Annotated in this window: 23 protein-coding genes; 14 read left to right on the top strand and 9 right to left on the bottom strand. The window is 67.4% G+C overall.

Annotation, left to right across the window (positions count from 1 at the left end; genetic code table 11):
• Window positions 1–48: 48 nt before the first annotated feature.
• The 3 genes from J2X58_RS12650 to putA form a co-directional block, all read right to left on the bottom strand.
• Entirely contained in the window at window positions 49–624 is a 576-nt protein-coding gene (locus J2X58_RS12650; RefSeq protein WP_310048585.1) for a hypothetical protein, read from the bottom strand.
• A 127-nt stretch (window positions 625–751) separates the two neighbouring features.
• A complete protein-coding gene (locus J2X58_RS12645) occupies window positions 752–1,264 on the bottom strand; it encodes a hypothetical protein (protein WP_310048584.1) in 513 nt (170 codons plus the stop codon).
• Between the two features lie 80 nt (window positions 1,265–1,344).
• Complete coding sequence (putA, locus tag J2X58_RS12640) at window positions 1,345–4,530, bottom strand: bifunctional proline dehydrogenase/L-glutamate gamma-semialdehyde dehydrogenase PutA (RefSeq protein ID WP_310048583.1); 3,186 nt, start codon at window positions 4,528–4,530, stop codon at window positions 1,345–1,347.
• Between the two features lie 291 nt (window positions 4,531–4,821).
• Between putA and J2X58_RS12635 the strand changes: the two genes are divergently transcribed.
• From J2X58_RS12635 to J2X58_RS12615, 5 genes are all read left to right on the top strand, one after another.
• The gene (locus J2X58_RS12635; protein ID WP_175472843.1) at window positions 4,822–5,301 is read left to right on the top strand and encodes a DUF2244 domain-containing protein; all 480 of its coding nucleotides are present in this window, start codon (window positions 4,822–4,824) and stop codon (window positions 5,299–5,301) included.
• Between the two features lie 22 nt (window positions 5,302–5,323).
• Window positions 5,324–6,223 carry a cytochrome c oxidase subunit II gene (coxB, locus tag J2X58_RS12630; protein WP_090056121.1) on the top strand — a complete coding sequence of 300 codons (900 nt, stop codon included), beginning with the start codon at window positions 5,324–5,326 and terminating at the stop codon, window positions 6,221–6,223.
• Between the two features lie 31 nt (window positions 6,224–6,254).
• Entirely contained in the window at window positions 6,255–7,868 is a 1,614-nt protein-coding gene (ctaD, locus tag J2X58_RS12625; RefSeq protein WP_090056123.1) for a cytochrome c oxidase subunit I, read from the top strand.
• A gap of 164 nt (window positions 7,869–8,032) precedes the next feature.
• The gene (locus J2X58_RS12620; RefSeq protein WP_090056125.1) at window positions 8,033–8,923 is read left to right on the top strand and encodes a cytochrome c oxidase subunit 3; all 891 of its coding nucleotides are present in this window, start codon (window positions 8,033–8,035) and stop codon (window positions 8,921–8,923) included.
• 263 nt (window positions 8,924–9,186) lie between these two features.
• Window positions 9,187–10,845, top strand: coding sequence for an N-acetylmuramoyl-L-alanine amidase (locus J2X58_RS12615; RefSeq protein ID WP_310048579.1), 1,659 nt, complete (start codon window positions 9,187–9,189; stop codon window positions 10,843–10,845).
• A gap of 292 nt (window positions 10,846–11,137) precedes the next feature.
• Here J2X58_RS12615 and J2X58_RS12610 read toward each other — a convergent pair whose 3' ends face one another.
• Window positions 11,138–11,374, bottom strand: coding sequence for a twin transmembrane helix small protein (locus tag J2X58_RS12610; protein WP_175472844.1), 237 nt, complete (start codon window positions 11,372–11,374; stop codon window positions 11,138–11,140).
• Window positions 11,375–11,415: 41 nt separating this feature from the next.
• Between J2X58_RS12610 and J2X58_RS12605 the strand changes: the two genes are divergently transcribed.
• From J2X58_RS12605 to cyoE, 4 genes are read left to right on the top strand one after another with little or no spacing between them, the layout of a single operon-like run.
• Window positions 11,416–12,126 (top strand): SURF1 family protein, encoded by a 711-nt coding sequence (locus J2X58_RS12605; protein WP_310048577.1) that lies wholly within the window; start codon window positions 11,416–11,418, stop codon window positions 12,124–12,126.
• Between the two features lie 16 nt (window positions 12,127–12,142).
• Window positions 12,143–12,709, top strand: a complete 567-nt coding sequence (locus tag J2X58_RS12600; protein WP_310048576.1) for a hypothetical protein — start codon at window positions 12,143–12,145, stop codon at window positions 12,707–12,709.
• Window positions 12,709–13,857: a COX15/CtaA family protein gene (locus J2X58_RS12595; protein ID WP_310048574.1), complete on the top strand. Its 1,149-nt coding sequence runs from the start codon at window positions 12,709–12,711 to the stop codon at window positions 13,855–13,857. Before J2X58_RS12600 ends, J2X58_RS12595 begins: the two co-directional genes overlap by 1 nt.
• On the top strand, window positions 13,854–14,771 hold the full coding sequence (gene cyoE, locus J2X58_RS12590; protein WP_090175304.1) for a heme o synthase: 918 nt from the start codon (window positions 13,854–13,856) through the stop codon (window positions 14,769–14,771). The genes J2X58_RS12595 and cyoE overlap by 4 nt, the downstream gene beginning before the upstream one ends.
• 344 nt (window positions 14,772–15,115) lie before the next feature.
• Here cyoE and J2X58_RS12585 read toward each other — a convergent pair whose 3' ends face one another.
• From J2X58_RS12585 to hemH, 3 genes are all read right to left on the bottom strand, one after another.
• Entirely contained in the window at window positions 15,116–15,559 is a 444-nt protein-coding gene (locus tag J2X58_RS12585) for a transposase (RefSeq protein WP_310048572.1), read from the bottom strand.
• A 502-nt stretch (window positions 15,560–16,061) separates the two neighbouring features.
• Window positions 16,062–16,898, bottom strand: a complete 837-nt coding sequence (locus J2X58_RS12580) for an alpha/beta hydrolase (RefSeq protein WP_310048571.1) — start codon at window positions 16,896–16,898, stop codon at window positions 16,062–16,064.
• On the bottom strand, window positions 16,891–18,012 hold the full coding sequence (gene hemH / locus J2X58_RS12575; protein WP_310048570.1) for a ferrochelatase: 1,122 nt from the start codon (window positions 18,010–18,012) through the stop codon (window positions 16,891–16,893). Before hemH ends, J2X58_RS12580 begins: the two co-directional genes overlap by 8 nt.
• A 110-nt stretch (window positions 18,013–18,122) precedes the next feature.
• Between hemH and J2X58_RS12570 the strand changes: the two genes are divergently transcribed.
• The 5 genes from J2X58_RS12570 to J2X58_RS12550 are packed head-to-tail and all read left to right on the top strand — an operon-like array spanning window position 18,123 to window position 20,930.
• The gene (locus J2X58_RS12570; protein WP_090056142.1) at window positions 18,123–18,815 is read left to right on the top strand and encodes a lipid-binding SYLF domain-containing protein; all 693 of its coding nucleotides are present in this window, start codon (window positions 18,123–18,125) and stop codon (window positions 18,813–18,815) included.
• 44 nt (window positions 18,816–18,859) lie between these two features.
• Window positions 18,860–19,105 (top strand): twin-arginine translocase TatA/TatE family subunit, encoded by a 246-nt coding sequence (gene tatA, locus J2X58_RS12565; protein ID WP_090056144.1) that lies wholly within the window; start codon window positions 18,860–18,862, stop codon window positions 19,103–19,105.
• 12 nt (window positions 19,106–19,117) lie between these two features.
• The gene (gene tatB, locus J2X58_RS12560; RefSeq protein ID WP_254779307.1) at window positions 19,118–19,552 is read left to right on the top strand and encodes a Sec-independent protein translocase protein TatB; all 435 of its coding nucleotides are present in this window, start codon (window positions 19,118–19,120) and stop codon (window positions 19,550–19,552) included.
• Window positions 19,539–20,297 (top strand): twin-arginine translocase subunit TatC, encoded by a 759-nt coding sequence (tatC, locus tag J2X58_RS12555; protein ID WP_090056146.1) that lies wholly within the window; start codon window positions 19,539–19,541, stop codon window positions 20,295–20,297. Before tatB ends, tatC begins: the two co-directional genes overlap by 14 nt.
• Before the next feature lie 3 nt (window positions 20,298–20,300).
• On the top strand, window positions 20,301–20,930 hold the full coding sequence (locus J2X58_RS12550) for a hypothetical protein (protein WP_310048569.1): 630 nt from the start codon (window positions 20,301–20,303) through the stop codon (window positions 20,928–20,930).
• A 453-nt stretch (window positions 20,931–21,383) separates the two neighbouring features.
• On the opposite strand, the gene J2X58_RS12545 is transcribed toward J2X58_RS12550, so the two are convergent.
• Together J2X58_RS12545 and J2X58_RS12540 are read right to left on the bottom strand one after the other, a co-directional pair.
• The gene (locus J2X58_RS12545; protein WP_310048567.1) at window positions 21,384–22,730 is read right to left on the bottom strand and encodes a S41 family peptidase; all 1,347 of its coding nucleotides are present in this window, start codon (window positions 22,728–22,730) and stop codon (window positions 21,384–21,386) included.
• Window positions 22,731–22,744: 14 nt separating this feature from the next.
• Window positions 22,745–23,914, bottom strand: a complete 1,170-nt coding sequence (locus J2X58_RS12540) for a peptidoglycan DD-metalloendopeptidase family protein (RefSeq protein WP_090175309.1) — start codon at window positions 23,912–23,914, stop codon at window positions 22,745–22,747.
• Window positions 23,915–23,944: the final 30 nt, after the last annotated feature.

Genomic DNA, 23,944 nt, shown 5'->3' with positions numbered 1-23,944 from the left:
TGCGCGAATCGCGTCCGATTCCAACGCAGAAGCGGCGTTGGCGTCAGGTCACGGGATCAACGAGATCTTCGATATCTGCAGCATGCCGCCCCGCCAGGCGATGCCCTGCAATTCGTAGAGCGGCTCCGCTTGGAATTCGAACGTGGTGCACAGGCTTCCCGACGCGTCGTTGCGGCTCGAGCGCGGGCGCTGGATGTTGAAGGTCTGCATTTCCTGCAGCAGGCAGTTGAGGAACGCGAGATGCACGTCGGTCGCATCGCAGAGCGTTCGCACCGTGCAGCGGATCGTGGCGTACGCATGCCGGAAGATCAGCCGGCAGTCGTTTTCGCTGCGGTAGCAACCCGTGAGCACGTTGCCCTCGTCGGTCTGCTCGATGATGGCGTCACGCTCGCCCGTCGCGATGACGAGGTGTTCGAGCGGATGGATGGTCCGCGCGGGGATGATGCCGAGCTGGTCGTCGCCGAACAGCTGCTCGACCGGTTCGGGGCCGAGATCACGGCGACCGTGCAGCAGTTCGCGGATTTCCGGATGTTCCCAGCCGCGGCTCCGTCGCTGCATGTCCCGCGTCGTCGCGCGCCGCTGGCGCGGCAGGATCGGCGGCACCTTCGCTGGCACACGCGTCACCGGTAGTGGCGTCCTCACTGGTCATCCCTCCGTGGTGATGGGCGCCATGTCCGTCGGCGCCGCCACAGCAAACCAACGCATGCCGTGCCACGCAATAGGCCTTAAGTTGTAGGCGTGGGGCGAGCGCCTAGCGCATCTCGATGTTGTCGATCTGGGCGCCATCGCGGAGGAGGATCACCATTTTCTCGATCGGCGCGCCGTCGGGGGTGCTCAGTCCGATGCGCTGGCGCATGTCGTTGGCACCGTGCCGCAGGCCGACCGTCCACGCGTGCTCGTTGCCCCGTCCATACGCCATGACGACGGTTTCGGCGGACGACGATGCGGAACCAGGAAGGACGATGCCAAGATCGACGCGCTTCCACGTTTGCGGGTAGTGGAAATAGATGGCGACGGCGGCGACCGGTGCGTCTTCGGGCATGCCGATCGCCATGCCCGACGCGATGTCGTCGCCATCAGCGACGGCGACGATGGCGGCCGGCTTGCCGCCCAGCGGCGTTTCGATGCGGAAGTCCGGCAGCGTGATCTGTTCGCCGACGGCGATGGTCTGCGCGGTGAGGCTGTCGAAGCCTTCGATGGCCGCGGGCGAGACGCTGGGCGGGATGCCGGCGAAGGTCGCGGCGGCAAGAATGATGGGGTACATGGCGGTTCCTCCCTGGAAGCCGTGGGCATGGGGCGCCGGGCCGGCACCCGCCGAAGCGGGAACCGGCCCGGCCGACGGCGTTACTCGCCGATGGTCAGCAGCGACGCGTTGCCGCCCGCCGCGGTGGTGTTGATCGTGAGCGTGCGCTCGCCGGCGAAGCGAAGCAGGTAGTGCGGACCGCCGGCCTTCGGGCCGGTGCCCGAGAGGCCTTCGCCGCCGAAGGGCTGCACGCCGACGACCGCGCCGATCTGGTTGCGGTTGACGTAGCAGTTGCCGACGCGCGCGCGGCTCTGAATGAACTCGATCGTGTCGTCGATGCGGCTGTGGATGCCGAGCGTCAGGCCGAAGCCGGTGCCGTTGATCTGATCGACGACCTTCTCCAGCTCCGAACCCTTCCAGCGGATCACGTGCAGCACGGGGCCGAAGATCTCGCGCGTCAGCGTCTCGAGCGACGGGATCTCGTAGGCGCGCGGCGCGAAGAACGTCCCGTGCGCGGCGGCTTCCGGCACCGACACTTCGGCGATCTTCTTCGCCTCGCGGTCCATGCGCGCGACGTGGTCGACGAGAATCTTGCGGGCGTCTTCGTCGATCACCGGGCCCACGTCGGTCGAGAGCAGGCCGGGATCGCCGACCTTCAGTTCGGCCATGGCGCCGGCGAGCATCGAGATCACCTTGTCGGCGATGTCTTCCTGCACGAACAGGACGCGCGCGGCGGAGCAGCGCTGGCCGGCCGACTGGAACGCCGAGGCGATGACGTCCTTGACGATCTGCTCGGGCAGGGCCGAGGAGTCGGCGATCATCGCGTTCTGGCCGCCGGTTTCGGCCACCAGCGCCGCGATCGGCGCGTTACGCGCCGCGAGCGCGCGGTTGATCGCCCAGGCGGTCTCGGTCGAGCCGGTGAAGGCCACGCCCGCGACGCGCGGATCGCGCGTCAGCGCGGCGCCGACGGTGGCGCCGTCACCCGGCAGGTACTGGAGCACGTCCACCGGCACGCCGGCGGCGTGCAGCAGCTTCACCGCGACGTAGCCGACCAGCGAGGTCTGCTCGGCGGGCTTGGCGATCACCGAGTTGCCCGCGGCGAGCGCGGCGGCGACCTGGCCGAGGAAGATCGCGAGCGGGAAGTTCCACGGGCTGATGCAGACGAAGACGCCGCGGCCGTTTAGGAACAGCTGGTTGCTCTCGCCGGTGGGACCGGGCAGCTGTTCCGGCTGGCCGAACAGGCGGCGCGCCATGGTCGCGTAGTAGCGGAGGAAGTCGGCCGCCTCGCGGATCTCGGCGATGGCATCCGGCAGGCTCTTGCCCGCTTCGCGCACGCACAGCGCGATGAACTCGGCGCGGTTGTGCTCGAGCTGCTCGGCGGCGTGCTCGAGGATCGCGGCGCGGCTGGCGGCCGGCAGGCGGTCCCAGCCCGGCTGCGCCTTCACGGCGGCGGCCAGCGCGGTCTCGACGAGCGCCTGGTCGGCGTTCTGCACGGTGCCGATGATGCGGCGGCGATCGGCCGGATCGGTGACCTCGGTCTTGCCGCCGGTGGCGGTGGCGCCCGCGACGAGCGGCACGGCGTTCCACGGACCGCTGTGGCGGTTGACGGCGTCGGCGAGCTCGTTGAGCTCGTTGTCGTTAGCGAAGTTCATGCCCATGGAGTTCTTCCGGAGTTCGCCGTAGAGATTGACCGGCAGGGGGATACGAGGGTGGGGGATCGAAGCGAAGGAACGCACGATCTCGCAGGGATCGGCGACCAGGTCGCGCACCGGCACGGACTCGTCGACCACGCGGTTCACGAAGCTGGTGTTGGCGCCGTTCTCGAGCAGGCGGCGGACCAGGTACGGCAGGAGGTCTTCGTGGCTGCCGACCGGCGCGTAGACGCGGCAGGGCACGTTGAGCTTGTCCTTGCCGATCACTTCCGCGTAGAGATCGGCGCCCATGCCGTGCAGGCGCTGGTTCTCGTAGGGGCGGCCCTGCGCGATGTGGTGGATCGCGGCGATCGTGTGCGCGTTGTGCGTGGCGAACTGCGGATACACGGCGTCGCCGCCGGCGGCGAACAGGCGGCGGGCGCATGCCAGGTACGAGACGTCGGTGTTCGGCTTGCGCGTGTACACCGGGTAGCCGGCGAGGCCGCCTTCCTGCGAGCGCTTGATCTCGGCGTCCCAATAGGCGCCCTTGACCAGGCGCACGAACCAGCGGCGGCCGGTGGCGCGGGCCTTCTCGGTCACCCAGTCGATCACGAACGGCGCGCGCTTCTGGTACGCCTGGATCACGATGCCGAGGCCGTTCCAGCCCTCGAGCGACGGGTGCTCGAAGACGTCGCCGATGATGTCGAGCGAGAGCTCGAGGCGATCGGTTTCCTCCGCGTCGACGGACAGCGCGATGCCGTTCTTGTACGCCAGCTGCGAGAGCTCCAGCAGCTTGGCGCCCAGCTCGGCGCGCGCGCGGGCGCGGTTGGCCACTTCGTAGCGCGGATGCAGCGCCGAGAGCTTGACCGAGATCGACGGGGCTTCGAGGTTGTTCGGGAACGGGCCGCGCGCGCCCAGCGCGTTGATCGCGTCGCGGTAATCCTGCTGGTAACGCTCGGCCGTCGCCTGCGTCAGCGCGGACTCGCCGAGCATGTCGTACGAGTAGCGATAGACCGCGTGCTCCTTCTCGGCGGAGCGATCGAGCGCCTCCTTGATCGTGCGACCCATCACGAACTGGTGGCCCATGATGCGCATCGCCTGGCGCACCGCGAGGCGCACCACCGGCTCGCCGGCGCGGCCGACGAGGCGGCGCAGGGCGGAACTGAAGTCGTGGCGCGTCTCCTCGGCGAGGTTCACGAGGTGACCCGTGAGCATCAGGCCCCAGGTCGACGCGTTGACGAACAGCGACTCGCTCTGGCCCAGGTGCTTCTTCCAGTCGGCGTCGCCCAGCTTGTCGCGGATCAGCTTGTCGGCCGTGGCCTTGTCCGGAATGCGCAGCAGGGCCTCCGCCACGCACATCAGCAGCACGCCTTCCTCGGAGGAGAGGTCGTACTGGCGCATGAACGATTCGACGGCGCTCTGGTCCTTGGCCCGCGCGCGGACGCGCGTCACCAGGCCGGCGGCCACGTCGATCACGTGCTCGCGCTCGGTCGGCGGCAGCGTCGCCTGCGCCAGCAGGTCGTTCACGGCCTCGGTTTCGTCGCGCAGCCAGGCGGCCGTGATGCGCGCACGCGCCGGCTCGACGCCGGTCGGAAGTTCGGGACGAAGAATGGTGGGGTTCACTGGGGGCGTGTGGGGGCGGGGGAGACCGCCCATTGTAGGGTAGGTTGTGGGGGTGTGTGTGGAGCGCCTCGGGAGCGGGGATGGGGGATGGGAAGTGGGGGCGGCACAGCCGGCATGCGTATGAGGTGCGCCGGGACACCGCGCTGGCGTCGAGGCAAGCACGACGCTTCCGGTCCCTCGGGCCATCGCCGGGGTCGCGCCCCCACTTCCCATCCCCCATCCCCCGACTTCCAGCTCCCCTGCGACAACGCGCCACCTTCCAACCTTGCTGCATCTTGACCAGCGCCCTATCATCCCGAAGGTTCCAGGCACGCTTAGGCTCCCATGTTCGTGCTTCGACCGACCGTCGCGGGTCACCCGCGCGTGTTGTGGCTCCGGCCCAACCGTGCGCTGGACAAGCGCGGTCTGCGTCGGACGATCATCGGCCTTGCGGCGATAGCCCTGGCGACGGCCGCGCTCGGCGCATGGCAGGGGAACGTATTCGCCCCCGTCTTCGCACTGCTCGAAGCCTTCGCCGTGGGGTTCGCGCTTGGCGCGGCCTGGCGGGCCGGCGGCAGGGGTGAACGCATCGCGATCGGGCCGGATACGCTGGAGGTACGCGCCATACCGGGACACCGGACGGTCCGTTTCCAGACGTATTGGGTACGGGTCGGGCTGAAACAGGGGGATGGGCGCCAGCGCCTGTTGCTCACGTCGCACGGCAACGAGCTCGAAATCGGCGCCTTCCTTGGGGAAGAGGAACGGGCCGAGGTGTCAAGGAAACTCATGGTGCTGCTGTCCGAGGCTGGCCAGTCGCGCAGGTAGGTTCAATAAAGGTGCAAGACACATGACATCTGGCGGCATCGGACGATCGATATCGGCGTGGGCGGCGGGCGCCCTCGCGCTGTTCGGAGGGGCGGCGTGGGCCAATCCCGAACCGAACCAGCTGAACATGACCAAGGGCGCAGCCGAGTGGTCGCCGTACGCCATGCACATGGTGGCCCTGTGGGTCTGCGTCGTGATCGGCATCGTCGTGTTCGGCGCGATGTTCATCGCCATGTTCCGCTTCCGCAAATCGCGCGGCGCCGTCGCCGAGAAGTGGTCGCACAGCACCAAGCTCGAAGTGGTGTGGACGGTCATCCCCGTCATCATCCTCATCTTCCTGGCCCACCTCGCCACGGGTGGCCTGACCTCGTTCGCCGACACCACGAATTCCGAGATGACCATCAAGGTCACCGGCTACCAGTGGAAGTGGCGCTACGACTACGTCGATTACAAGGGCAAGGGCGTCGACCAGGTCGGCTTCATCTCGAAGCTCGAAGAAACCTCCGACCGCACCCGCCAGCTGAAGTCCAACCTCGACCCGGACAAGATCAAGGTCGATGGTTACAACACCTACTTGCTGGACGTGGACAAGCCGCTCGTGCTGCCCACGAACACCAAGATCCGCTTCGTGATCGTCGGCGGCGATGTCATCCACTCCTGGTGGGTGCCCGCGCTGGGCTGGAAGATGGACGCGATCCCGGGCATCGCCAACGCGGCCTGGACGAACATCAAGGAGCCCGGCGTCTACCGCGGCCAGTGCGCCGAGCTCTGCGGCCAGGACCACGGCTTCATGCCGATCGTGGTCAAGGCCGTGCCCCGCGCCGAATTCGAACAGTGGCTGGCGACGCAGGAAGACGAGGCCAAGGTACAGAAGGCCGCGCAGACCGCCCAGACCGTCCCCGCCCAGGCCCCCCAGGGCTAATCCGATCAAGTTAAGGTAGAGGTGCAAGGCCATGGCGCACGCAGCCACCCACGACCACCACGATCACCACGGGGCCCCGAAAGGGTTCTTCCAGCGATGGGTGATGTCCACGAACCACAAGGACATCGGCACGCTGTACCTGATCTTCTCGCTGACGATGTTCTTCATCGGCGGCGCCTTCGCGATGGTCATCCGCGCGGAGCTCTTTAAGCCGGGCATGCAGCTCGTGCAGCCGTATTTCTTCAACGAAATGACGACGATGCACGCGCTGGTGATGATCTTCGGCGCGATCATGCCGTCGTTCGTCGGCCTCGCGAACTGGATGATCCCGCTCATGGTCGGCGCGCCGGACATGGCGCTGCCGCGCATGAACAACCTGTCGTTCTGGATCATGCCGTTCGCGTTCATCCTGCTGCTCTCGACGCTGTTCATGCCGGGCGGCGGTCCCGCCGGCGGCTGGACGATGTACCCGCCGCTCTCGCTGCAGGGTGAGTCGATCGCGTACACGATCTTCGCCGTCCACCTGATGGGCATCAGCTCGATCATGGGCGCGATCAACATCATCGCCACCATCCTCAACATGCGCGCGCCGGGCATGGACCTGCTGAAGATGCCGGTGTTCGTGTGGAGCTGGCTGATCACGGCGTTCCTGCTGATCGCGGTGATGCCGGTGCTCGCCGGCGCGGTCACGATGCTGCTGACCGACAAGTACTTCCACACCAACTTCTTCAATGCCGCCGGCGGCGGCGACCCGGTGCTGTTCCAGCACATCTTCTGGTTCTTCGGGCATCCCGAGGTCTACATCATGATCCTGCCGGCGTTCGGGATCATCTCGGAGATCATCCCGACGTTCTCGCGCAAGCCGATCTTCGGCTACCGCGCGATGGTGTTCGCCATCGCCTCGATCGCCTTCCTCTCGTTCATCGTCTGGGCGCACCACATGTTCGCCGTGGGCCTGCCGATGGGCGCCGAGATCTTCTTCATGTACGCCACGATGCTCATCGCCGTGCCGACGGGCGTGAAGGTGTTCAACTGGGTGTCGACGATGTGGGGCGGCTCGATGACCTTCGAGACGCCGATGCTGTTCTCGATCGCCTTCGTGATCCTGTTCACCATCGGCGGGTTCTCGGGCCTGATGCTCGCGCTCGCGCCGGCCGACTTCCAGTACCACGACACGTACTTCGTGGTGGCGCACTTCCACTACGTGCTGGTGACCGGTGCCGCGTTCTCGATCATGGCGGCGGCGTACTACTGGCTGCCGAAGTGGTCGGGCAACATGTACAGCGAGACGTGGGGCAAGATCCATTTCTGGTCGAGCGTCATCTCGGTCAACGTGCTGTTCTTCCCGCAGCACTTCCTGGGCCTGGCGGGCATGCCGCGCCGCATCCCCGACTACAACGTCGCGTTCGCCAACTTCAACATGATCAGCTCGATCGGCGGCTTCTGGTTCGGCGCCTCGCAGCTGATCTTCCTCGGCGTCGTGATCCACTGCGTGTTCTTCTCGAAGAAGAAGGCCGCGGACCGTTCGTGGGAGGGGGCGAAGGGCCTCGAGTGGACCGTGCCGTCGCCGGCCCCGTTCCACACCTTCGACGTGCCGCCGGTCATCCACGACGACGAGCTCGCCCACGGCAACACGGAACACTGATCGATGCACGGCATGACGGATACCGACATCGAGGCGCGCCGCCGGCGCGCCCGCCGCACCGCGCTGATCGCGGGCGGTTTCGCGGTCGCGGTGTTCGTCATCTCGATCCTGCAGATGCTGAAGGTCTGACCGGCTAAACCAAGCGACATCCACGGGAAACCACCATGGGTCACCAGCAACACGACGTCTACTTCGTACCGAGCAAGAGCTACTGGCCGATCGTGGCCGCCGTCTCCATGTTCGTCACCGTCTTCGGTGCCGCGCACTGGCTGAACGCCGAGCCGGGCCAGACCGGGTTCGGCAAGCCGCTGTTCTGGGTCGGCATCGCCATGATCCTGGGCATGTTCTTCGGGTGGTTCCGCTCGGTGATCAACGAATCGCTGGCCGGCAACTACAACGGCCAGGTCGACCGCTCGTTCCGCATGGGGATGATGTGGTTCATCTTCTCCGAGGTCATGTTCTTCGGCGCGTTCTTCGGCGCGCTGTTCTACGCCCGCCTGTTCGCGGTGCCCTGGCTCGGCGGCGAAGGCCACGGCGTGCTGACCCACCAGTTCATCTGGGAAGGCTACAACGCCGCGTGGGGCGCTTCCGGTGGCGGCGGTCCCGAGAAGATCGGCGGCGCGTTCCAGACGATCCCGGCGTGGGGCCTGCCGCTGCTGAACACGCTGATCCTGCTCTCGTCCGGCGTCACGATCACCATCGCGCACCACGCGCTGAAGGCCGGCCACCGCACGACGCTGCTCGTCGGCCTCGGCGCCACCGTGCTGCTGGGCTGCCTGTTCCTGTGGTTCCAGGCGCACGAGTACGCCGAAGCGTACGAGCACTTCAACCTCACGCTCGGCAGCGGCGTCTACGGCGCCACGTTCTTCATGCTCACCGGCTTCCACGGCATGCACGTGACGCTCGGCACGATCATGCTGGCGATCATCTGGGTGCGCTGCGCGAAGGGCCACTTCTCGAAGGACGACCACTTCGGCTTCGAGGCCGTCGCCTGGTACTGGCACTTCGTCGACGTGGTCTGGCTGGCGCTATTCCTCTTCGTCTACGTGCTCTGAGCCAAAAAAAAGCCGCCGAAAGGCGGCTTTTTCATTTAGTCATTTCACGCGCGCCCGTGTCGGCGAGCCCTGGGCCATCGAACATCGCGCCGACGATTTTTGCCGTAAATCGGCAATGATTCGACACTCGGGATGACAGACAGCCGAATCGTCGTTCCCTAGTCTGCGTATCGGCGCTGCTGTCGGAATACGTCCCGATTCCCAGACGGCTCTGCCTGGAGTAAAGCGACAGTCTGCCTCCATGAAGCGTCGGACGTGGTGGCGTGTCCACGTGGTGGATCGCTTGCCATGCGGCTTTCAGCGTAATCGTCCCTTATACGAGAAAAGCCAGCTTCGCGATCATGAGCGAGGGGCCAACGCGCGTGCAGTTTCAATTCGGGAGGTTTGGTTTGAAGAATGGAAGGAAAGTGAAGGTTGTGCTTGCTCAATGGGTCATGGTGGGGTGTCTCGGAGCCATTATTGCGACGCCGGCTATGGCAAGGCCTAGCGCAGGCATGTCGGACGAGATGCAGACGAACGTGCCGACGCAGCGCCAACGCGACTCGATCGAGCAAGAACTCGCGGGTCGGATCCGGACGATCGTTGCCGCACAAGAACGTATGGAAGGACAGGGAATCATTCCGCATCCCATCGTCAGGTATGCCGATGACGGACGATCCATCATCGTCGACCTTGGCGCCGGGTACGTTCCCAAGGTCAATGGCGGAGAATTCGAGGACCACCTCATGGAGATCATGAACGAGGTGATTTCTCGCGCGGAGAGCGTTGCGCCGGTAAGCGGAGTCGAATTTCTGTTCGGAGGGCGCGATATCTACGACTACTTCCCCGAGGATCGCAGGCCTGATCCACGACAGAATCCCCCTCGCGCATCAGCAACTGGTGCGCCGATTCCCGTCACGAAGGTCATGGTCTCGGCGGGACATGGTCTCTACTTTCATCGGACGTACAAGGACTGGAGGCCGGCCCGCGCGGAGTCGAACGGCATCACCGAGGACTTTGTAACCCCGATCATGGCTTCCGACCTCGCCACCTACCTGAACGAGCGCAGCGATGCACAGACGGTGCAGGTACGATCTGAAAGTCAGTCTCTACATCTCGAGAGTGGACAGCCGTGGTGGAAGGTGGGCGCGCGCTATCATCTCAAGGAGCTTTACCCTGAAGAGACTGGCATATGGAACAGCAAAGGTGATCAGGACTATGCGCTGGTGGAGCGCGACGAGGACATCTATAGCCGCCCCTTCTACGCCAACTTCCTTGGGGTCGACGCAATGCTCCACGTCCATACCAACGCTGCGGATCCCGCGACGAGGGGAGCGCGTGTCTACTATCAAACCGGCCGATCGGAAGACGCCAAGCTTGCTGCAAGCATCCTGTTCTACATGAAGGAAAGCATTCACTCGCTCACAGCCTACGAGGGTTACTCGATTGCATCAAATCCTCATGCCGCGAACCTCGCGGAGAATCGCGAAGCGAAGATGATCAGTGTAATCGCCGAAGTGGGCTTCCATACGAATCCTGACGACGCCGCTGCCCTGGCGGATCCTGAGTTTCAGAAGGCTGCGATGAGGGGAATGGAAAAGGGCTACCGAATGTATCTCCAGCAGTCGGTTCCTGAACCATTTGAGATCGTCGACCATCCCGACATCACATTGAAGCGTGGTGAGTCAGGGAATCTGGAAGCGCCCTTCACGGGACACCCGACGTTTCCGGTCCTGCGAGTCACAAAGGCTATAGAGTGCCCGCCAGGTTGGAAGTGCACCGGGGGCACCCAATCGCTCCCTGAAACGTCGTCGCCGTTCGTTACTCGTGCAGGCTGTGCATCCAGTAACCCGGGTGCGGGTACCATTAGGTGGGAAGTCGAGTTCACCGACGCGTATGGACTGAAGTCCCGTGCGGAGTTCGACATGAATTGCACGCTCTAGACAGCGGTCGGGTCATCTTTCCGTCCGGCCTGATGCATGGGAGGCTCAGCGCAGCGCCTGCCGCTACCGGCAATGGCGAGCCGGCTACGCTATCCGGCCTTTTGGTCGATTGACGGACTGTGTCGGCCCGCTGCGCCGCCCGCTTCCAGGTGATTGTGGTGGGAGCCGATCAGATCGGCGATCCCGCGGCAGCGGGCCGCCTCGTCGCAACCCCCACGTGTCGGCGGCGCGCCTCCCCACACCGAACCGGCACCAAATGCCGCACCGCGCCTTGGCCCCCTGGCCAGGCGCGCTAGAATTGGCCGACCCCGTGGGGGTGCAGCCAACCCATGAAGATGCCCAGCGCCACCATGGCGATGAGCAGCAACGACAGGCCGATGCGACGGGTGAGCGCCCAGACGGTGCGCTTGCTCTGGCCCTTGTCGGTCATCATGAAGAACAGGGCCTGGCCGAGGTTGAACAGCACCACCAGCAGCAGGATCACCAGCGCGTATTTATAGATGGTTTCCACGTGACCCTTCCGCCCCATTGCGACAATCCGAGTATAGCGGTGGCGACGCGGGGTCTTGCATGACCTTTCTGCGCCGTCCGACGTGGTTCGCTGTCGCACTCACGGTGGCCGGTGTGCTCGTTTTCGTGCGCCTGGGCGTGTGGCAGCTCGATCGCGCCGGCGAAAAGGATGAGCTCCTGCGGCGCTTCGCCGCATCCGCCGCGGCGGGCGTCGAGGAATTCGGGATGATCGCGGACGCGCCGCCGGAGGATCGCTATCCGCGGCTCGACGTGCGTGGCAAGTTCGTGCCCGGCCACTACTACGTGCTCGACGACCAGACCCATGCCGGGCAGGTCGGCGTGCACGTCTATGCGCCGTTCTCGCCTGAAGGGCGCGATCCGTACCTCCTCGTCGATCTCGGCTTCCTGCCGAAGGAGCAGGGCGCCAACCCGAAACTGCCGCCGTTGCCCGCCGGGCCGACGCACGTCCACGGGCTTTACGCGCCCACGCCGGGCGTCGGCATGCGCATGGGCGGCAATCCGCTGCCGGGTCAGACGGGCGCGGAGAAGACCATGGTCTACGTCGATCTCGGCGAGATCGGGGCGGACCTCGGGCACTCGCTGTATCCTCGCGTGCTGCTGCTCGATCCCGATCCGGCGACGCTGTACGCGCGCGACTGGACACCGGGCTTCATGCCACCGGCGCGGCATCGCGCCTATGCCTTCCAATGGTTCACCTTCGCGCTGGCCGCGGTGGTGATCTTCGTCCTCCTGCATCGCAAGCGTCGCTAGGCCGCGTTCACGACCCATGACCGATCCGATCGCCTCTCCTGAAAAAGCACGTGCCGGCCGGCTGAAGCTGGTGCTGATCATGCTCGTGTTCCTCGCGCCGATCGTCGCCGCCGGCCTGCTCACGCTGTCCGGCTGGCAGCCGCAGGGCAAGGGCAACGGGCAGCCGATCGTGCCGCAGCGCAGCCTCGCCGACGTGCGTGTCGATGTCGGCGGTGCGCCCTGGGCATGGCGTGACAGCGAGCCGCGCCTCACGCTCGTCGCGCTGCCCGGGCCTGGCTGCGCTGCGCGGTGCCTCCAGACGCTCGCGCTCATGCGCAACGCGCGCATCGTACTCAACCGCAACGCCGACCGGCTGCGCCTGTTGTACATCGGCGCCGCGCCGGAAGGCGCCGATGCCGCGTCGGTGATGGGCGATTACGCCGTCGGCACCGATCCGTCGAACGCGTTCGATGCGTTCCGGCCGACGGAGCCGGACAGCGTTGCCACCGTCCTCGTCGAATCCAACGCCACGGCGCTCGCCTGGTATCCGGCCGGTTTCGATCCGAACGGCCTGCGCAAGGACCTGCAGAAGGTGATCCGCTGATGTCGCCCCGTGCCGTGAAGACGCTGCGCACCCTCGCGCTGCTTGCCGCGCTGTTCGCCTTCTGCGTCGTGATGTTCGGCGCCTTCGTGCGCCTGTCCAACGCCGGTCTTTCGTGCCCCGACTGGCCGACCTGCTACGGCAAGGCCACGTGGCCCGGACATGCGCAGGACATCGCGCGCGCGAATGAGGCGTTCCCCGATCGCCCGTACGAAACGCACAAGGCGTGGCGCGAGCAGGTGCATCGTTTCCTCGCGGGTAGCCTCGGCGTGATGGTGCTGGCCATCGCCGTGATCGCCGCGTGGCGACGTCGTTTCGCGACGGTCGCGGTCGTCGTGGCCGCCGTCTTCGCGGCGGTGGGCGTCGTGATGTACATACGTGGCGAACACGTCGTTTCGTCCTTCCTGTCCGCGCTGGCGATCGCGCTGCCGCTGGTCGCCGCCGCCACGCTCGACCGGCCTGGGGCATGGAAGGTCGGCGTCGCGGCGCTCGCCGTGATCATCTTCCAGGCGATGCTCGGCATGTGGACGGTGACGCTGCTGCTGAAGCCGATCGTCGTCATGGGGCACCTCCTCGGCGGTCTCGCCACTTTCGCGCTGCTCGCCTGGGCCGCGCTGCGCTGGTGGCGCGTCGGATCGCCCGACGACCGCTACGCCGCGCTCCGGGCGCCGGTGGCGATCGGCATCGTGGTGCTCGTCTGCCAGATCGCGCTCGGTGGCTGGACCAGCTCGAACTACGCCGCGCTCGCCTGCGGCACCGATTTTCCGAAGTGCCTGGGCCAGTGGTGGCCGCAGACCGATTTCCCGCAGGCGTTCGTGCTCTGGCGAGGCATCGGTGTGAACTACGAAGGCGGCGTGCTCGACATGGCCGCACGCAGCGCCATCCAGATCGCGCATCGCATCGGCGCGCTCATCACGTTCTGCTACCTCGCGTGGCTTTCGCACCGCCTCGCCCGTCATGGGCTGCGCAAGGTCGGCATCGCGGTCGCCGTGGTCCTCGTGGCGCAGGTGCTGCTCGGCATCGGCAACGTCCACCTCGGCCTGCCGCTGCCCGTCGCGACGGCGCACAATGGCGTCGCCGCGCTCCTGCTCTTCACCCTGCTGGTGGCCCTGGCGAACACGCAGCGCCTGCCCGCGTCGGAGTCCCCGTGAGCGTCCTCGGTCAATACCTCGAACTGACGAAGCCGCGCGTCGTCGCGCTGCTGGTCTTCTGCGCCGTCATCGGCATGTTCCTCGCCGTGGATCCGAACGGGCAGCGCGTCCTGCCGACGTGGCACGCCGTCGTCTTCGGCACGCTGGGCATCTGGCTCGCGTCCGCCTCCGCCGCCGCGTTCAACCACCTGATCGACCAGCGCATCGACAAGGTCATGGCGCGCACCTCGCACCGGCCGCTCGCCACGGGGCAGCTGACCTCGTTGCAGGTGTTCGTCTTCGCGCTGTCGCTGGGCATCGTGTCGATGCTCGTGCTCGTGTTCCTCGTGAACATGCTCACCGCGGTGCTGACGTTCTGCTCGCTCATCGGCTACGCGGTGATCTACACCGCGTACCTGAAGCGCGCGACGCCACAGAACATCGTGATCGGCGGCATCGCCGGCGCCGCGCCGCCGATGCTCGGGTGGACCGCGGTCACCGACTCGCTGCATCCGTACGCGTTGCAGCTGCTGCTGATCATCTTCGTGTGGACCCCGCCGCACTTCTGGGCGCTGGCGATCTTCCGCGTCGACGACTATTCCCGCGCGCAGGTGCCGATGCTTCCGGTGACGCATGGCGTCACCTACACCCGCTGGCACATCCTGTTCTATACGATCCTGCTCTTCGTCGTGACGCTGCTGCCGTTCTTCACGGGCATGAGCGGCCTGATCTACCTGTTCGGCGCGGTGGTGCTCGGCGCGGGCTTCCTCTGGTACGCGATCCGCCTGCTCAATCCGCCCGACGAACTCTTCGCGATGAAGACGTTCAACTACTCGATCGTCTACCTGATGGTGCTGTTCGCCTTCCTGCTCGCCGACCACTGGCTCGTCGATCCGGTCATCCAGACGGGCCTGCATTTCGACCCGGTAGCCTGATCCCCCCGTATCCAGCTGTGTGTGTGGGAGCGGCCCCGGCCGCGACGGCCTTTCGCCTCGGTCGTCAGGCTTGCGCGCCAGCTCGCAGGTTCGGCCTCAGAGGCTGTCGCGGCCAGGGCCGCTCCCACACCCGGCCGCGACGGCTTCTCGCCCCGGTCATTGGGCCCGCGCGCCAGCTCGCAGCTTCGGCCTCAAGAGCTGTCGCGGCCAGGTCCGCTCCCACACCCGGCCGCCACTGTGGGAGCGGCCCCGGCCGCGACGGCTTTTCGCCCCGGTCGTCAGGCTTGCGCGCCAGCTCGCAGGTTCGGCCTCAAAGGCTGTCGCGGCCAGGGCCGCTCCCACACTCACAGCCAGACGGCATTCCAGTAAGGGTAGTCCACTGCTCTTCTAACCAGCCCGGCTCTCACGGGATTCGCAACGATGTACCGTGCCGCTTCGATCAAAGACGCGCCCGAGCGAACCGCGCTGTCGTGATATCCGCTCTGCCAAATGGATCCCCGCCCCGTCGCGCGCGCGGAACACGCTTTGAATCGCGACATGCATTCGGGCAGCGAAGTGCAGCCCAACTCGAGGAGACCGTGCCAGTGATCCGGCATGAGAACCCACGCAAGCAGTGTCGCGTCGGACCAGGTCGTCGCATCGTGGACGACGCGACTTACGGCGCGCGCAACCTCGGTATCTTGGAATAGGGGAGTCCTGTCCCGGGTCGCTGTCGTCAGGAGGTAGGCATGTCCTGGAATCGATGATCGTCCTCGCCGGAGGACGGCTGTACCCGGTCGTATCGGCATCGGGACAGGATGTCGAATGTGCTTCGCATTGAGTGCAGGCCACTCCGATGCCGTGATGCGGGCTGCGCCCGGAACATCATGTGGGAGCGGCCCCGGCCGCGACGGCTTCTCGCCCCGGTCATCAGGCTTGCGCGCCAGCTCGCAGGTTCGGCCTCAAGAGCGGTCGCGGCCAGGTCCGCTCCCACACCCGGCCGCCGTTGTGGGAGCGACCCCGGCCGCGACGGCTTTTCGCCCCGGTCGTCAGGCTCGCGCGCCAGCTCGCAGGTTCGGCCTCGAGGTCCGTTCCCACCACCGATCGCCGTTGTGGGAGCGGCCCCGGCCGCGACGGCTTTTCGCCCCGGGCGTCAGGCTTGCGCGCCAGCTCGCAGGTTCGGCCTCAAAGGCTGTCGCGGCCAGGTCCGCTCCCACACCCGCCCGCCACTGTGGGAGCGGCCCCGGCCGCGACGGCTTTTCGCCCCGGTTGTCGCGCTTGCGCGCCAGCTCGCAGGCTCGCTGCTTGCAACTACAGCGCGGCGTGCAGCCAGTTCGCGACGGCTTCGGGATGTTCGAGGTGGAGGTGGTGGCCGCCATCCATGTGCGTGACGCGGATGTCGTCGACGCAGTCGATGCGGATCTGCAACGCTTCCGGTTCGAGGTAGGGCGGATGCGGGCGGGCGAGCAGGAGCGACGTGGGCGCCGCGAGGCCGAGCAGCAGCGCCATCACCTGGGTTTCGGCGAGCCGGATCGCGGTAGGACGGGACAACCGCGGATCGCTCCGCCAGCTGTACCCGCCCTCGACCTCACGGAGCCCTCGCGCGACGATGTGCGTCGCGAGGCCGGCGTCGAGGCCGCTGGCGAGCGCACGTGCGCGGGCAGCGTCGTCGATCGACGCGAACACGCGCAGGGGGCGGTTGCCCTCGGCTTTCGATGCCATCGCCTCGCGGAAGCGGTCGAGGGTGCGCGAGCCGTCGTCGCCGAGCGGGCCGAGGCCTTCGATCAGCGCGAGCGCACGAATGCGTTCCGGCGCGGCGATCGCCACCATCGTCGCGACGCCCGCGCCCAGCGAGTGGCCGAGCAGGTGGAAGCGCGGGAGGGCGAGCGCGTCGGCGGCGGCGAGTACCGCGCGCGCATAATCCACGTGCTGGTAGACGGTGCCCTCGGGCAGGTGCGCCGAGTGGCCGTGGCCGGGGAGATCGAGCGCGATCACATGGAAGCGGTCGGCCAGTCGTGGCGCCAGCAGCGCGAAACTCGCCGCGTTGTCGAGCCAGCCGTGCAACAGGATGAGGGGCGCCGCATCGGGTTCGCCCCAGCTCAGGCCGGCCAGTTCCAGGCCGGGAATCGCGACCTTCAATTCACGCATCGCTGCTCACCGCGCGGGCGCGCTCGCGGGCCGCGGCGAGGCGGACGGCCTCCGCCGCGGCGTCGTAATCCGGGGAGAACTCCGGCCAGCCCTGGCCATGGCGCAGCACGAGCGACGCCAGCGCGCGCACGTGCGACGGCGTCGCGTTGAGGCAGGGGATGTAGCTCAGGGTTTCGCCACCCGCTTCGCGGAAGAAATCGGCGTTCTGCATGGCGATCTCCTCGAGCGTCTCGAGGCAGTCGACCGCGAAGCCCGGACTGATCACGTCGATGCGCTTGAGGCCCTTCGCACCCAGCTGCTTCACGGTCTCGTCGGTGTAGGGATGGAGCCAGCGCTCGCGTCCCACACGAGACTGGAAGCTGATCAGCGCCTCGTCCTCGCCCATGCCCAGCGCCTCGCGCAACAGTCTCGCCGTGGCGTGACACTGGCAGAAATACGGGTCGCCGGCGCGCAGGTAGCGCTCGGGAATGCCGTGGAAGCTCAGCAGCAGCTTTTCCCCGCGGCCGTTGGCGGCCCAATGCGCCCGGACGCTCGCCGCCAGTGCCTCGATGTACGCCGCCTCGGCGTGGTAATCATTGATCTGGCGCAGTTCGGGTGGCCAGCGCAGGCCCTTGACGGTGTCGGCGACGGCGTCGAAGACGCTCCCCGTCGAGGTGGCGGAGTACTGCGGGTACAGCGGGAGCACGATCAGGCGACGCACGCCCTCGCGCTGGAGCTCGGCGACGCGGCTCGCGACGTCCGGTCGCCCATAGCGCATGGCCAGCGCCACCCGGACGGGCCCCGGCACGACGGCCGAGAGTTCCGCCTGCAGCGCCGCCGCCAGCGCCTCGCTGCCGGTCCGCAGGGGCGAGCCCTCGGGGGTCCAGATGCGGGCGTAGGCATGGGCGGAGCGCTTCGGGCGGATCCGCAGGATCACGCCGTGCAGGATCGCCTTCCAGAGCAGTCGCGGGTATTCGATGACGCGGGGATCGCCGAGGAACTGCGCCAGGTAGGGCCGGACCGCCGCGGCGGTGGGCGCGTCAGGTGTACCGAGGTTAACCAGGAGGACGCCGACGCGGGGCAGGACGTCATGGGAATGGCCGGCGAGGCCGGTATAGTTCGGGGTACCTGGCATGGGCGTATGGCGCTCGCGGGGATCCTTCCAGTCTGCCACAGGGCGGGCTGCCGGTTCCCGCGCCGATTGCCGCAGCCCGCGCCATCCCGTGCATGAAAGGAGCCCACACGATGACCCCACGCCCGTCCCGACTGCTCGCCCTCGGCCTTCTCGCCTTCGTTCCCGCGATGGCGGCCCAGGCGGCCGATCCGCCGAGAAAGCAGGCGACCGAGGCCGTCCGTGTGCTCAAGGAGATGATGAACGACGCTCCGGACAAGTCGATCCCGTCGGATCTTCTGAAGAACGCCTGCGCCGTCGCGATCATCCCCGGCATGGTCAAGGGTGGCTTCGTCTTCTCCGGCGCCAAGGGTGAGGGCCTCATCGCCCAGAAGCGCGACTGCTCCGGTGAATGGTCGAACCCCAACTTCATCTCCACCGCGGCGGCCGGCGTCGGCTTCCAGGCCGGCATCCAGTCGATCGACGTGATCCTCGTCTTCCGCACCCACAAGGGCGTCGACCAGATCATCGACGGCCAGTTCACCATGGGCGCCAGCGCCTCCGCGGCCGCCGGCCCGGTCGGCCGCTCCGCCATGGCCGCGACCAACGGCAAGATGAACGCGGAGATCTACACCTATTCCCGCGCCAAGGGCCTCTTCGCGGGCATTTCGCTCGACGGATCGCGCATCAGCATCGACGACGACTCCAACGAGGAGATCTACGGCCCCGGCATCACGGCCCGTCGCATTTTCGAGGGCGGTGTCACGAATGTTCCAAGCGAGGTCAACGCGTTCAGGGATACACTGGAGGAGTACACTCAGAAGTAATCCCCGTCCCAGACCGGCGCCCCGGCGGTGCCCCCGAGGTTTCCATGAGCATTACCCATATCGTCCTCCTGCTGCTTGTCGTCGTGCTGATCTTCGGCACGAAGAAGCTGCGCAACATCGGCTCGGACCTGGGCGGTGCCATGCGCGACTTCAAGAAGGGCATGGACGGCGACGACGACACCCGCCAGACCCGCCAGGGCGACGAGAAGCTCCGCGCCGATCCGCCGCCGGCCGCCCAGGTCCCGCCGGCCCACAGCGAAGCCGGCGAGCCGCGCGACCGCACCCCCTGATCCGGCCGCGCCATGATCGACATCAGCATCGGCAAGCTGCTGCTCCTGGCGGTGGTGGCGCTCATCGTCCTCGGACCCGAGCGCCTGCCGCACGCCGCCCGCACCGCGGGCGCGTTGCTGCGGCGCGTGCGTAACGGCTGGGACAGCGTCCGCGCCGAGGTCGAGCGCGAGATCCACGCCGAGGAGATCAAGCGCACCCTGCGCGAGACCGCCGACAACGCCCGCGCCACGCACGACAGTGTCCGCAAGGATTTCCGCGACGCGGGCGAGGGCTTCCGCGATGCCGGCGCCCGGCTGCGCGAGGCCGGCGACAGCATGCGCGACACCATCACGGAAACCCAGGCCGCACGCGTCGAGCCGCGCGACCCCGATCCGGCGGTCGACATGCTGCCATTGAACCGCGACGGCAAGGCGCCGTCGGGAACGGAACCGCATGACCGCACGTGAACCCGATCCGTCCCCGGAGGACGTGGTCGAAGAAGGGCTGTTCTCCCACCTGATGGAGCTCCGCTCCCGGCTGATGCGCGCGATCGTCGTGCTGCTGCTGGTGCTGCTGGCCCTCGTCCCGATCGCCAATTACCTCTACGCCGAACTGGCGCGCCCGCTCGTCGAGCGCATGCCGCACGGTGCGCACCTCATCGCCACCGAGGTCGCGAGCCCGTTCGTCACGCCGCTGAAGCTGGCCTTCTTCGTCGCGTTGTTCGTCAGCATGCCAATGATCCTCTACCAGCTCTGGGCGTTCGTCAGCCCGGGCCTGTACCGGCATGAGAAACGCCTTGCGCGACCGCTGCTGGTGGCGTCGCTGGTGCTGTTCTATTCCGGTTGCGCGTTCGCGTATTTCATCGTCCTGCCCGCGGCGTTCAAGTTCCTCAACGCCGTGACGCCCGAGGGCGTCGCGATGATGACCGACATCACGCATTACCTCGACTTCGTGATGTTGATGTTCTTCGCCTTCGGCCTCTGCTTCGAGGTGCCGGTCGCCGTGGTGATCCTCGCCGCGATCGGCGTCGTGGATGCCGAGAAGCTCAGCAAGGGCCGGGGTTACGCCATCGTCGGCGCGTTCGCGATCGCCGCCTTCATCACGCCGCCCGACCTGCTGTCGATGATCATGCTGGCGGTGCCCATGTGCATCCTTTACGAGCTGGGCCTGCTCGCCGTGAGGTTCCTGCTGAAGCCGGCGCCCGCGGAGTAACGCATGGGGGCCTCGATCGGCTGGTTCGCGGTCAAGGGAAAGCGCGGCGACGAGGTGCTCGCCGCGATGGACCTCGTGCGAAACGGCAAGGTCGCCACGCATCCCGGTCGGGGCTATTCGCTCGACCTGCCGAACGGCTGGTTCGTCGTCGTGTCGCGCTTCGCCGCGCCGCTGATCGCCGAGGCGGAGATGCGCCGCCTCTCGCGCGGCTGCACCGTGCTGGTATGCGAATACGACGATCAGGTCATGGTGAGTTCGTCCGCCTGCTACGTGAACGGCCTGCGCAACTGGCGCGCGGAGCACGACGGCCAGCAGGACGATTCACGGCACCTCTCCACCAGTGGTGGCCTGCCGCCGGCGTTCGACGCGATCCACGCGCGCATCGAGGCGATGCAGGACGCCGCGGACGCCGAAGGTGACGACGTCGACCATTACTACTCGCTGCCGGTCGAACTGGCGCAGAGTGTCACGACGTTCCATGCCGACCTGCCGGCCTCCGCCTACGGCGCCGCGGCGTGCGACGGTTGGTCGTTCGCCGATGCCACGCCATCCGCGCCGGTCGATCCGGATCTGCCGCGCAAGGCGCGCCGGGCGGTGGAGAAAGCCACCCGTCCGTGGTGGAAGCTCTGGTAAGACCCCCAGGCCCGACCGCTACGGTAGGAGCGGCCCTGGCCGCGACAGCTTCTCGCCCCGGCCTCCAGCCTCGCGCGCCAGCTCGCAGGTTCGGCCTCAAGAGCTGTCGCGGCCAGGGCCGCTCCCACAGCCACCGCCGTTGGAGCGGACCCGGCCGCGACTGCTCTTCGCCCCGGTCATCAGGCTCGCGCGCCAGCTCGCAGGTTCGGCCTCAAGAGCTGTCGCGGCCAGGTCCGCTCCCACAGCCACCGCCGTTGGAGCGGACCCGGCCGCGGCCGCTCTTCGCCCCGGTCATCAGGCTCGCGCGCCAGCTTGCAGGTTCGGCCTCAAGAGCGATCGCGGCCAGGTCCGCTCCAACAATAGCGGTGGCCCTTGTGGGAGCGGACCCGGCCGCGACAGCTTTCCGCCCCGGTCATCAGGCTCGCGCGCCACCTTTCGGCCGCTCGCCCAACGTCACCTGGCCCGGTTCAGCGCCAGGCCCTTGAGCACGTTCAGCGCCTGCGAGAGCGCGTAGTCCTCGAGTGCGAGCTTTCCGTCGTCGTCGCTCGTCGTCGCATCGCCCGTCGAGGCTTTCTCGTTCGCCAGGTGATTGCGCAGGTCGGCCTCGGAGCCGATCAGCTGGGGCGCGGCATCCGACTTGTTCACCGAAAGATCGGCCAGCGCGATGTCGGGCTTGATGCCCTCGGCCTGGATCGATGTGCCGTTGGGCGTGTAATAGCGCGCCGTGGTGATCTTAACGGCATGCGTTTCGTCGAGCGGGATCACCGTCTGCACGACGCCCTTGCCGAACGTGCGGCGGCCCATGATCAGCGCGCGATGGTTGTCCTTCAGCGCGCCGGACACGATCTCCGCCGCCGACGCGGTCCCGTTGTCGGCGAGGATCACGATGGGGGCGCCCTTGAGCAGGTCGCCCGGGTGCGCGTCGAAATGCAGGTTGGCGTCGGGCAGCCGGCCCTTCGTGGTCACGATGGTGCCGCTGTCGAGGAACGTGTCCGCGACGCCGACCGCCGTGGTGAGCAGGCCACCGGGATTGGAGCGCAGGTCGAGCACCGCGCCCTTCGGCGCGCCGTTCTTCTTGATGTAGTCGGAGAGCTTGCGGTCCAGGTCGGTGGAGGTGTCTTCCTGGAACTGGCTGAGGCGGATGTAGACGTACCCCGGCTCCAGCGGACGCACCTTCACGCTGGTGACGTTGATCCGCTCGCGCACCAGCGGCATGTCGATCGGCTTGTCCGACTTCTCGTGGAGGATCGTCAGCACGATCTTGCTGCCCGGATCGCCGCGCAGCTTCTTGAACGCGTCGTCGATGTTCTGCCCGTCGACGACCATGCCGTCGACCTTGAGGATCGTGTCGCCCGGCTTGATGCCCGCGCGCGAGGCCGGCGTATCGTCGATGGGCGCGACGATCTTCAGCATGCCGTCGACCTGGAGCACCTCGATGCCGAGCCCGCCGTACTGGCCGGTGGTGTCCTCGTCGAGTTCGTCGAGGCCCTCCTTGTCGAGGTATTCGCTGTGCGGATCGAGGTTCTGCAGCATGCCGCCGATCGCGGCGTTCATGATCTTCTTGTTGTCGAGCTTCTCGACATAGGCCTGCTGCACGATGTGATACACCCGCGTGAAATTGCGGATGTCCTCCAGGCTCACCGTGTCGTCGGCCTGCTGCACCACGGCCGCCGCGGTGGTGGACGACGCGGCGGGCGCGTCGGGCTGCCGTACCGGTTTCGCCTGCTGGGCCTCGCTGGCGGGAACCGCCAGCACGCCGAGGGCGAGCGCGAGGGCGAGGCGAAGGGGGTGCTGGCGCATGCCTGTCTCCGTGATCAATGCCGTTTGCCGAGCCATGCGCGCGCGTCGATGGGCTTGCCGCCCTGGCGCAGCTCGAAGTAAGCGCCGTTGTCGCCGGCGGGCGCCGCGGCGGTGCCGACGGCCTGGCCGGCCTCCACCGTGTCGCCCACGCCGTGCAGCAGCGTCTCGTTGTTGCCGTACATGCTCATGAAGCCGTTGCCGTGGTTGACGATGATCATCATGCCGTAGCCGCGCAGGAAGCTGGCGAACACGACGCGGCCGCGCGCGACCGCCTTCACCTCGCTGCCGCGCGGCGCGACGATGATCACGCCGTTGCCGTAAGCGTGCACGGGGCCACTCGCGGGCCAGGGCAGGTTGCCGCGCAGGTTGCCGACCGGCGCGCTCGGCGCGCCCTTCGCGGGGGGCGGCGCCTCGGCCGCCTTCGCGGCCTCGTCGATCACCTTCTGCAGGCGCGCGACGAGCGCGTTCATGTCCTGCTCGTTCTGCTTCAGGGCCGCCATGCGCTGGGCCTGGTCCTTGTACTTCGAGTCGGCTTCGGCGACGAGCTTCTGCTGCGACGCGCGCTGCTTCTCCAGCTCCGCCGCGCGCTGCTCGCGCTCCTTCCGGGTGGCCTCGAGCTTCTGCTGTTCGGCCGTGATGGCGGCTTCGACCTCCTGCAGGCGGGAAAGATCCGCGAGCAGCGCCCGAATCCGCTCGACGCGGTTCTCCTGGAAGTAACGGGAGTACGCCAGCGCGCGGGAAATGCGGTTCACGTCCTCGTCGCCCAGCAGCAGCTGGAGGTCGGAGCCCCGGCCGAGGGTGTACGTGGCACGCAGGAGGTCGCCCAGCGCCCCTTTCTGCGTATCGAGGCCGGCCTGGATGGCCGCACGCTGGGCGTTGAGCTGTTCCAGGTCGTGCCGGCGATGCTCGAGCTCGGTATCCGTGTCGCGGACCGCCCGGGCCGCCGCCGACACCTGCTCGGCCTGTTTCGCCAACGCCGCGTTGGCCGCGTCGCGGCTGTTCGCCGTCTCACGTTGCTCGCGCGTCAGCGCGTCGATGTCCTTGCGGACCCCCTCCAGCTTCTGCCGGGCGTCGTCCTGCTCGGCCCGGGCCTTGCCCTCCTGCGCGGCGCGGGCCGGCGGGACGGGTGCGAGAGCGGCGGTGGCGAGGGTCAGGAGGAGGGGCAGGCGGTGGAATGGGCGCATCGTCCGATTATTACCCATCGCGCCCCGACT

It is taken from the genome of Luteibacter sp. 3190, assembly GCF_031456385.1.
Taxonomy (GTDB): Bacteria; Pseudomonadota; Gammaproteobacteria; order Xanthomonadales; family Rhodanobacteraceae; genus Luteibacter.
Note: the sequence above shows the minus strand (reverse complement) of the source record. Positions and strands in the feature narration are given on the sequence as shown.

What these genes read in the sequence shown, in the direction of transcription:
- coxB (WP_090056121.1), top strand. Translation starts at nt 5,324, where the DNA reads ATGACATCTGGCGGCATCGGACGATCGATATCGGCGTGGGCGGCGGGC.
- tatB (WP_254779307.1), top strand. Translation starts at nt 19,118, where the DNA reads ATGATCGACATCAGCATCGGCAAGCTGCTGCTCCTGGCGGTGGTGGCG.
- J2X58_RS12595 (WP_310048574.1), top strand. Translation starts at nt 12,709, where the DNA reads ATGTCGCCCCGTGCCGTGAAGACGCTGCGCACCCTCGCGCTGCTTGCC.
- tatC (WP_090056146.1), top strand. Translation starts at nt 19,539, where the DNA reads ATGACCGCACGTGAACCCGATCCGTCCCCGGAGGACGTGGTCGAAGAA.
- putA (WP_310048583.1), bottom strand. Translation starts at nt 4,530, where the DNA reads ATGGGCGGTCTCCCCCGCCCCCACACGCCCCCAGTGAACCCCACCATT.
- J2X58_RS12550 (WP_310048569.1), top strand. Translation starts at nt 20,301, where the DNA reads ATGGGGGCCTCGATCGGCTGGTTCGCGGTCAAGGGAAAGCGCGGCGAC.
- J2X58_RS12580 (WP_310048571.1), bottom strand. Translation starts at nt 16,898, where the DNA reads ATGCGTGAATTGAAGGTCGCGATTCCCGGCCTGGAACTGGCCGGCCTG.
- J2X58_RS12620 (WP_090056125.1), top strand. Translation starts at nt 8,033, where the DNA reads ATGGGTCACCAGCAACACGACGTCTACTTCGTACCGAGCAAGAGCTAC.
- J2X58_RS12570 (WP_090056142.1), top strand. Translation starts at nt 18,123, where the DNA reads ATGACCCCACGCCCGTCCCGACTGCTCGCCCTCGGCCTTCTCGCCTTC.
- ctaD (WP_090056123.1), top strand. Translation starts at nt 6,255, where the DNA reads ATGGCGCACGCAGCCACCCACGACCACCACGATCACCACGGGGCCCCG.
- J2X58_RS12610 (WP_175472844.1), bottom strand. Translation starts at nt 11,374, where the DNA reads ATGGGGCGGAAGGGTCACGTGGAAACCATCTATAAATACGCGCTGGTG.
- J2X58_RS12585 (WP_310048572.1), bottom strand. Translation starts at nt 15,559, where the DNA reads ATGCCGATACGACCGGGTACAGCCGTCCTCCGGCGAGGACGATCATCG.
- tatA (WP_090056144.1), top strand. Translation starts at nt 18,860, where the DNA reads ATGAGCATTACCCATATCGTCCTCCTGCTGCTTGTCGTCGTGCTGATC.
- J2X58_RS12600 (WP_310048576.1), top strand. Translation starts at nt 12,143, where the DNA reads ATGACCGATCCGATCGCCTCTCCTGAAAAAGCACGTGCCGGCCGGCTG.
- J2X58_RS12605 (WP_310048577.1), top strand. Translation starts at nt 11,416, where the DNA reads ATGACCTTTCTGCGCCGTCCGACGTGGTTCGCTGTCGCACTCACGGTG.
- J2X58_RS12540 (WP_090175309.1), bottom strand. Translation starts at nt 23,914, where the DNA reads ATGCGCCCATTCCACCGCCTGCCCCTCCTCCTGACCCTCGCCACCGCC.
- J2X58_RS12645 (WP_310048584.1), bottom strand. Translation starts at nt 1,264, where the DNA reads ATGTACCCCATCATTCTTGCCGCCGCGACCTTCGCCGGCATCCCGCCC.
- J2X58_RS12545 (WP_310048567.1), bottom strand. Translation starts at nt 22,730, where the DNA reads ATGCGCCAGCACCCCCTTCGCCTCGCCCTCGCGCTCGCCCTCGGCGTG.
- J2X58_RS12635 (WP_175472843.1), top strand. Translation starts at nt 4,822, where the DNA reads ATGTTCGTGCTTCGACCGACCGTCGCGGGTCACCCGCGCGTGTTGTGG.
- hemH (WP_310048570.1), bottom strand. Translation starts at nt 18,012, where the DNA reads ATGCCAGGTACCCCGAACTATACCGGCCTCGCCGGCCATTCCCATGAC.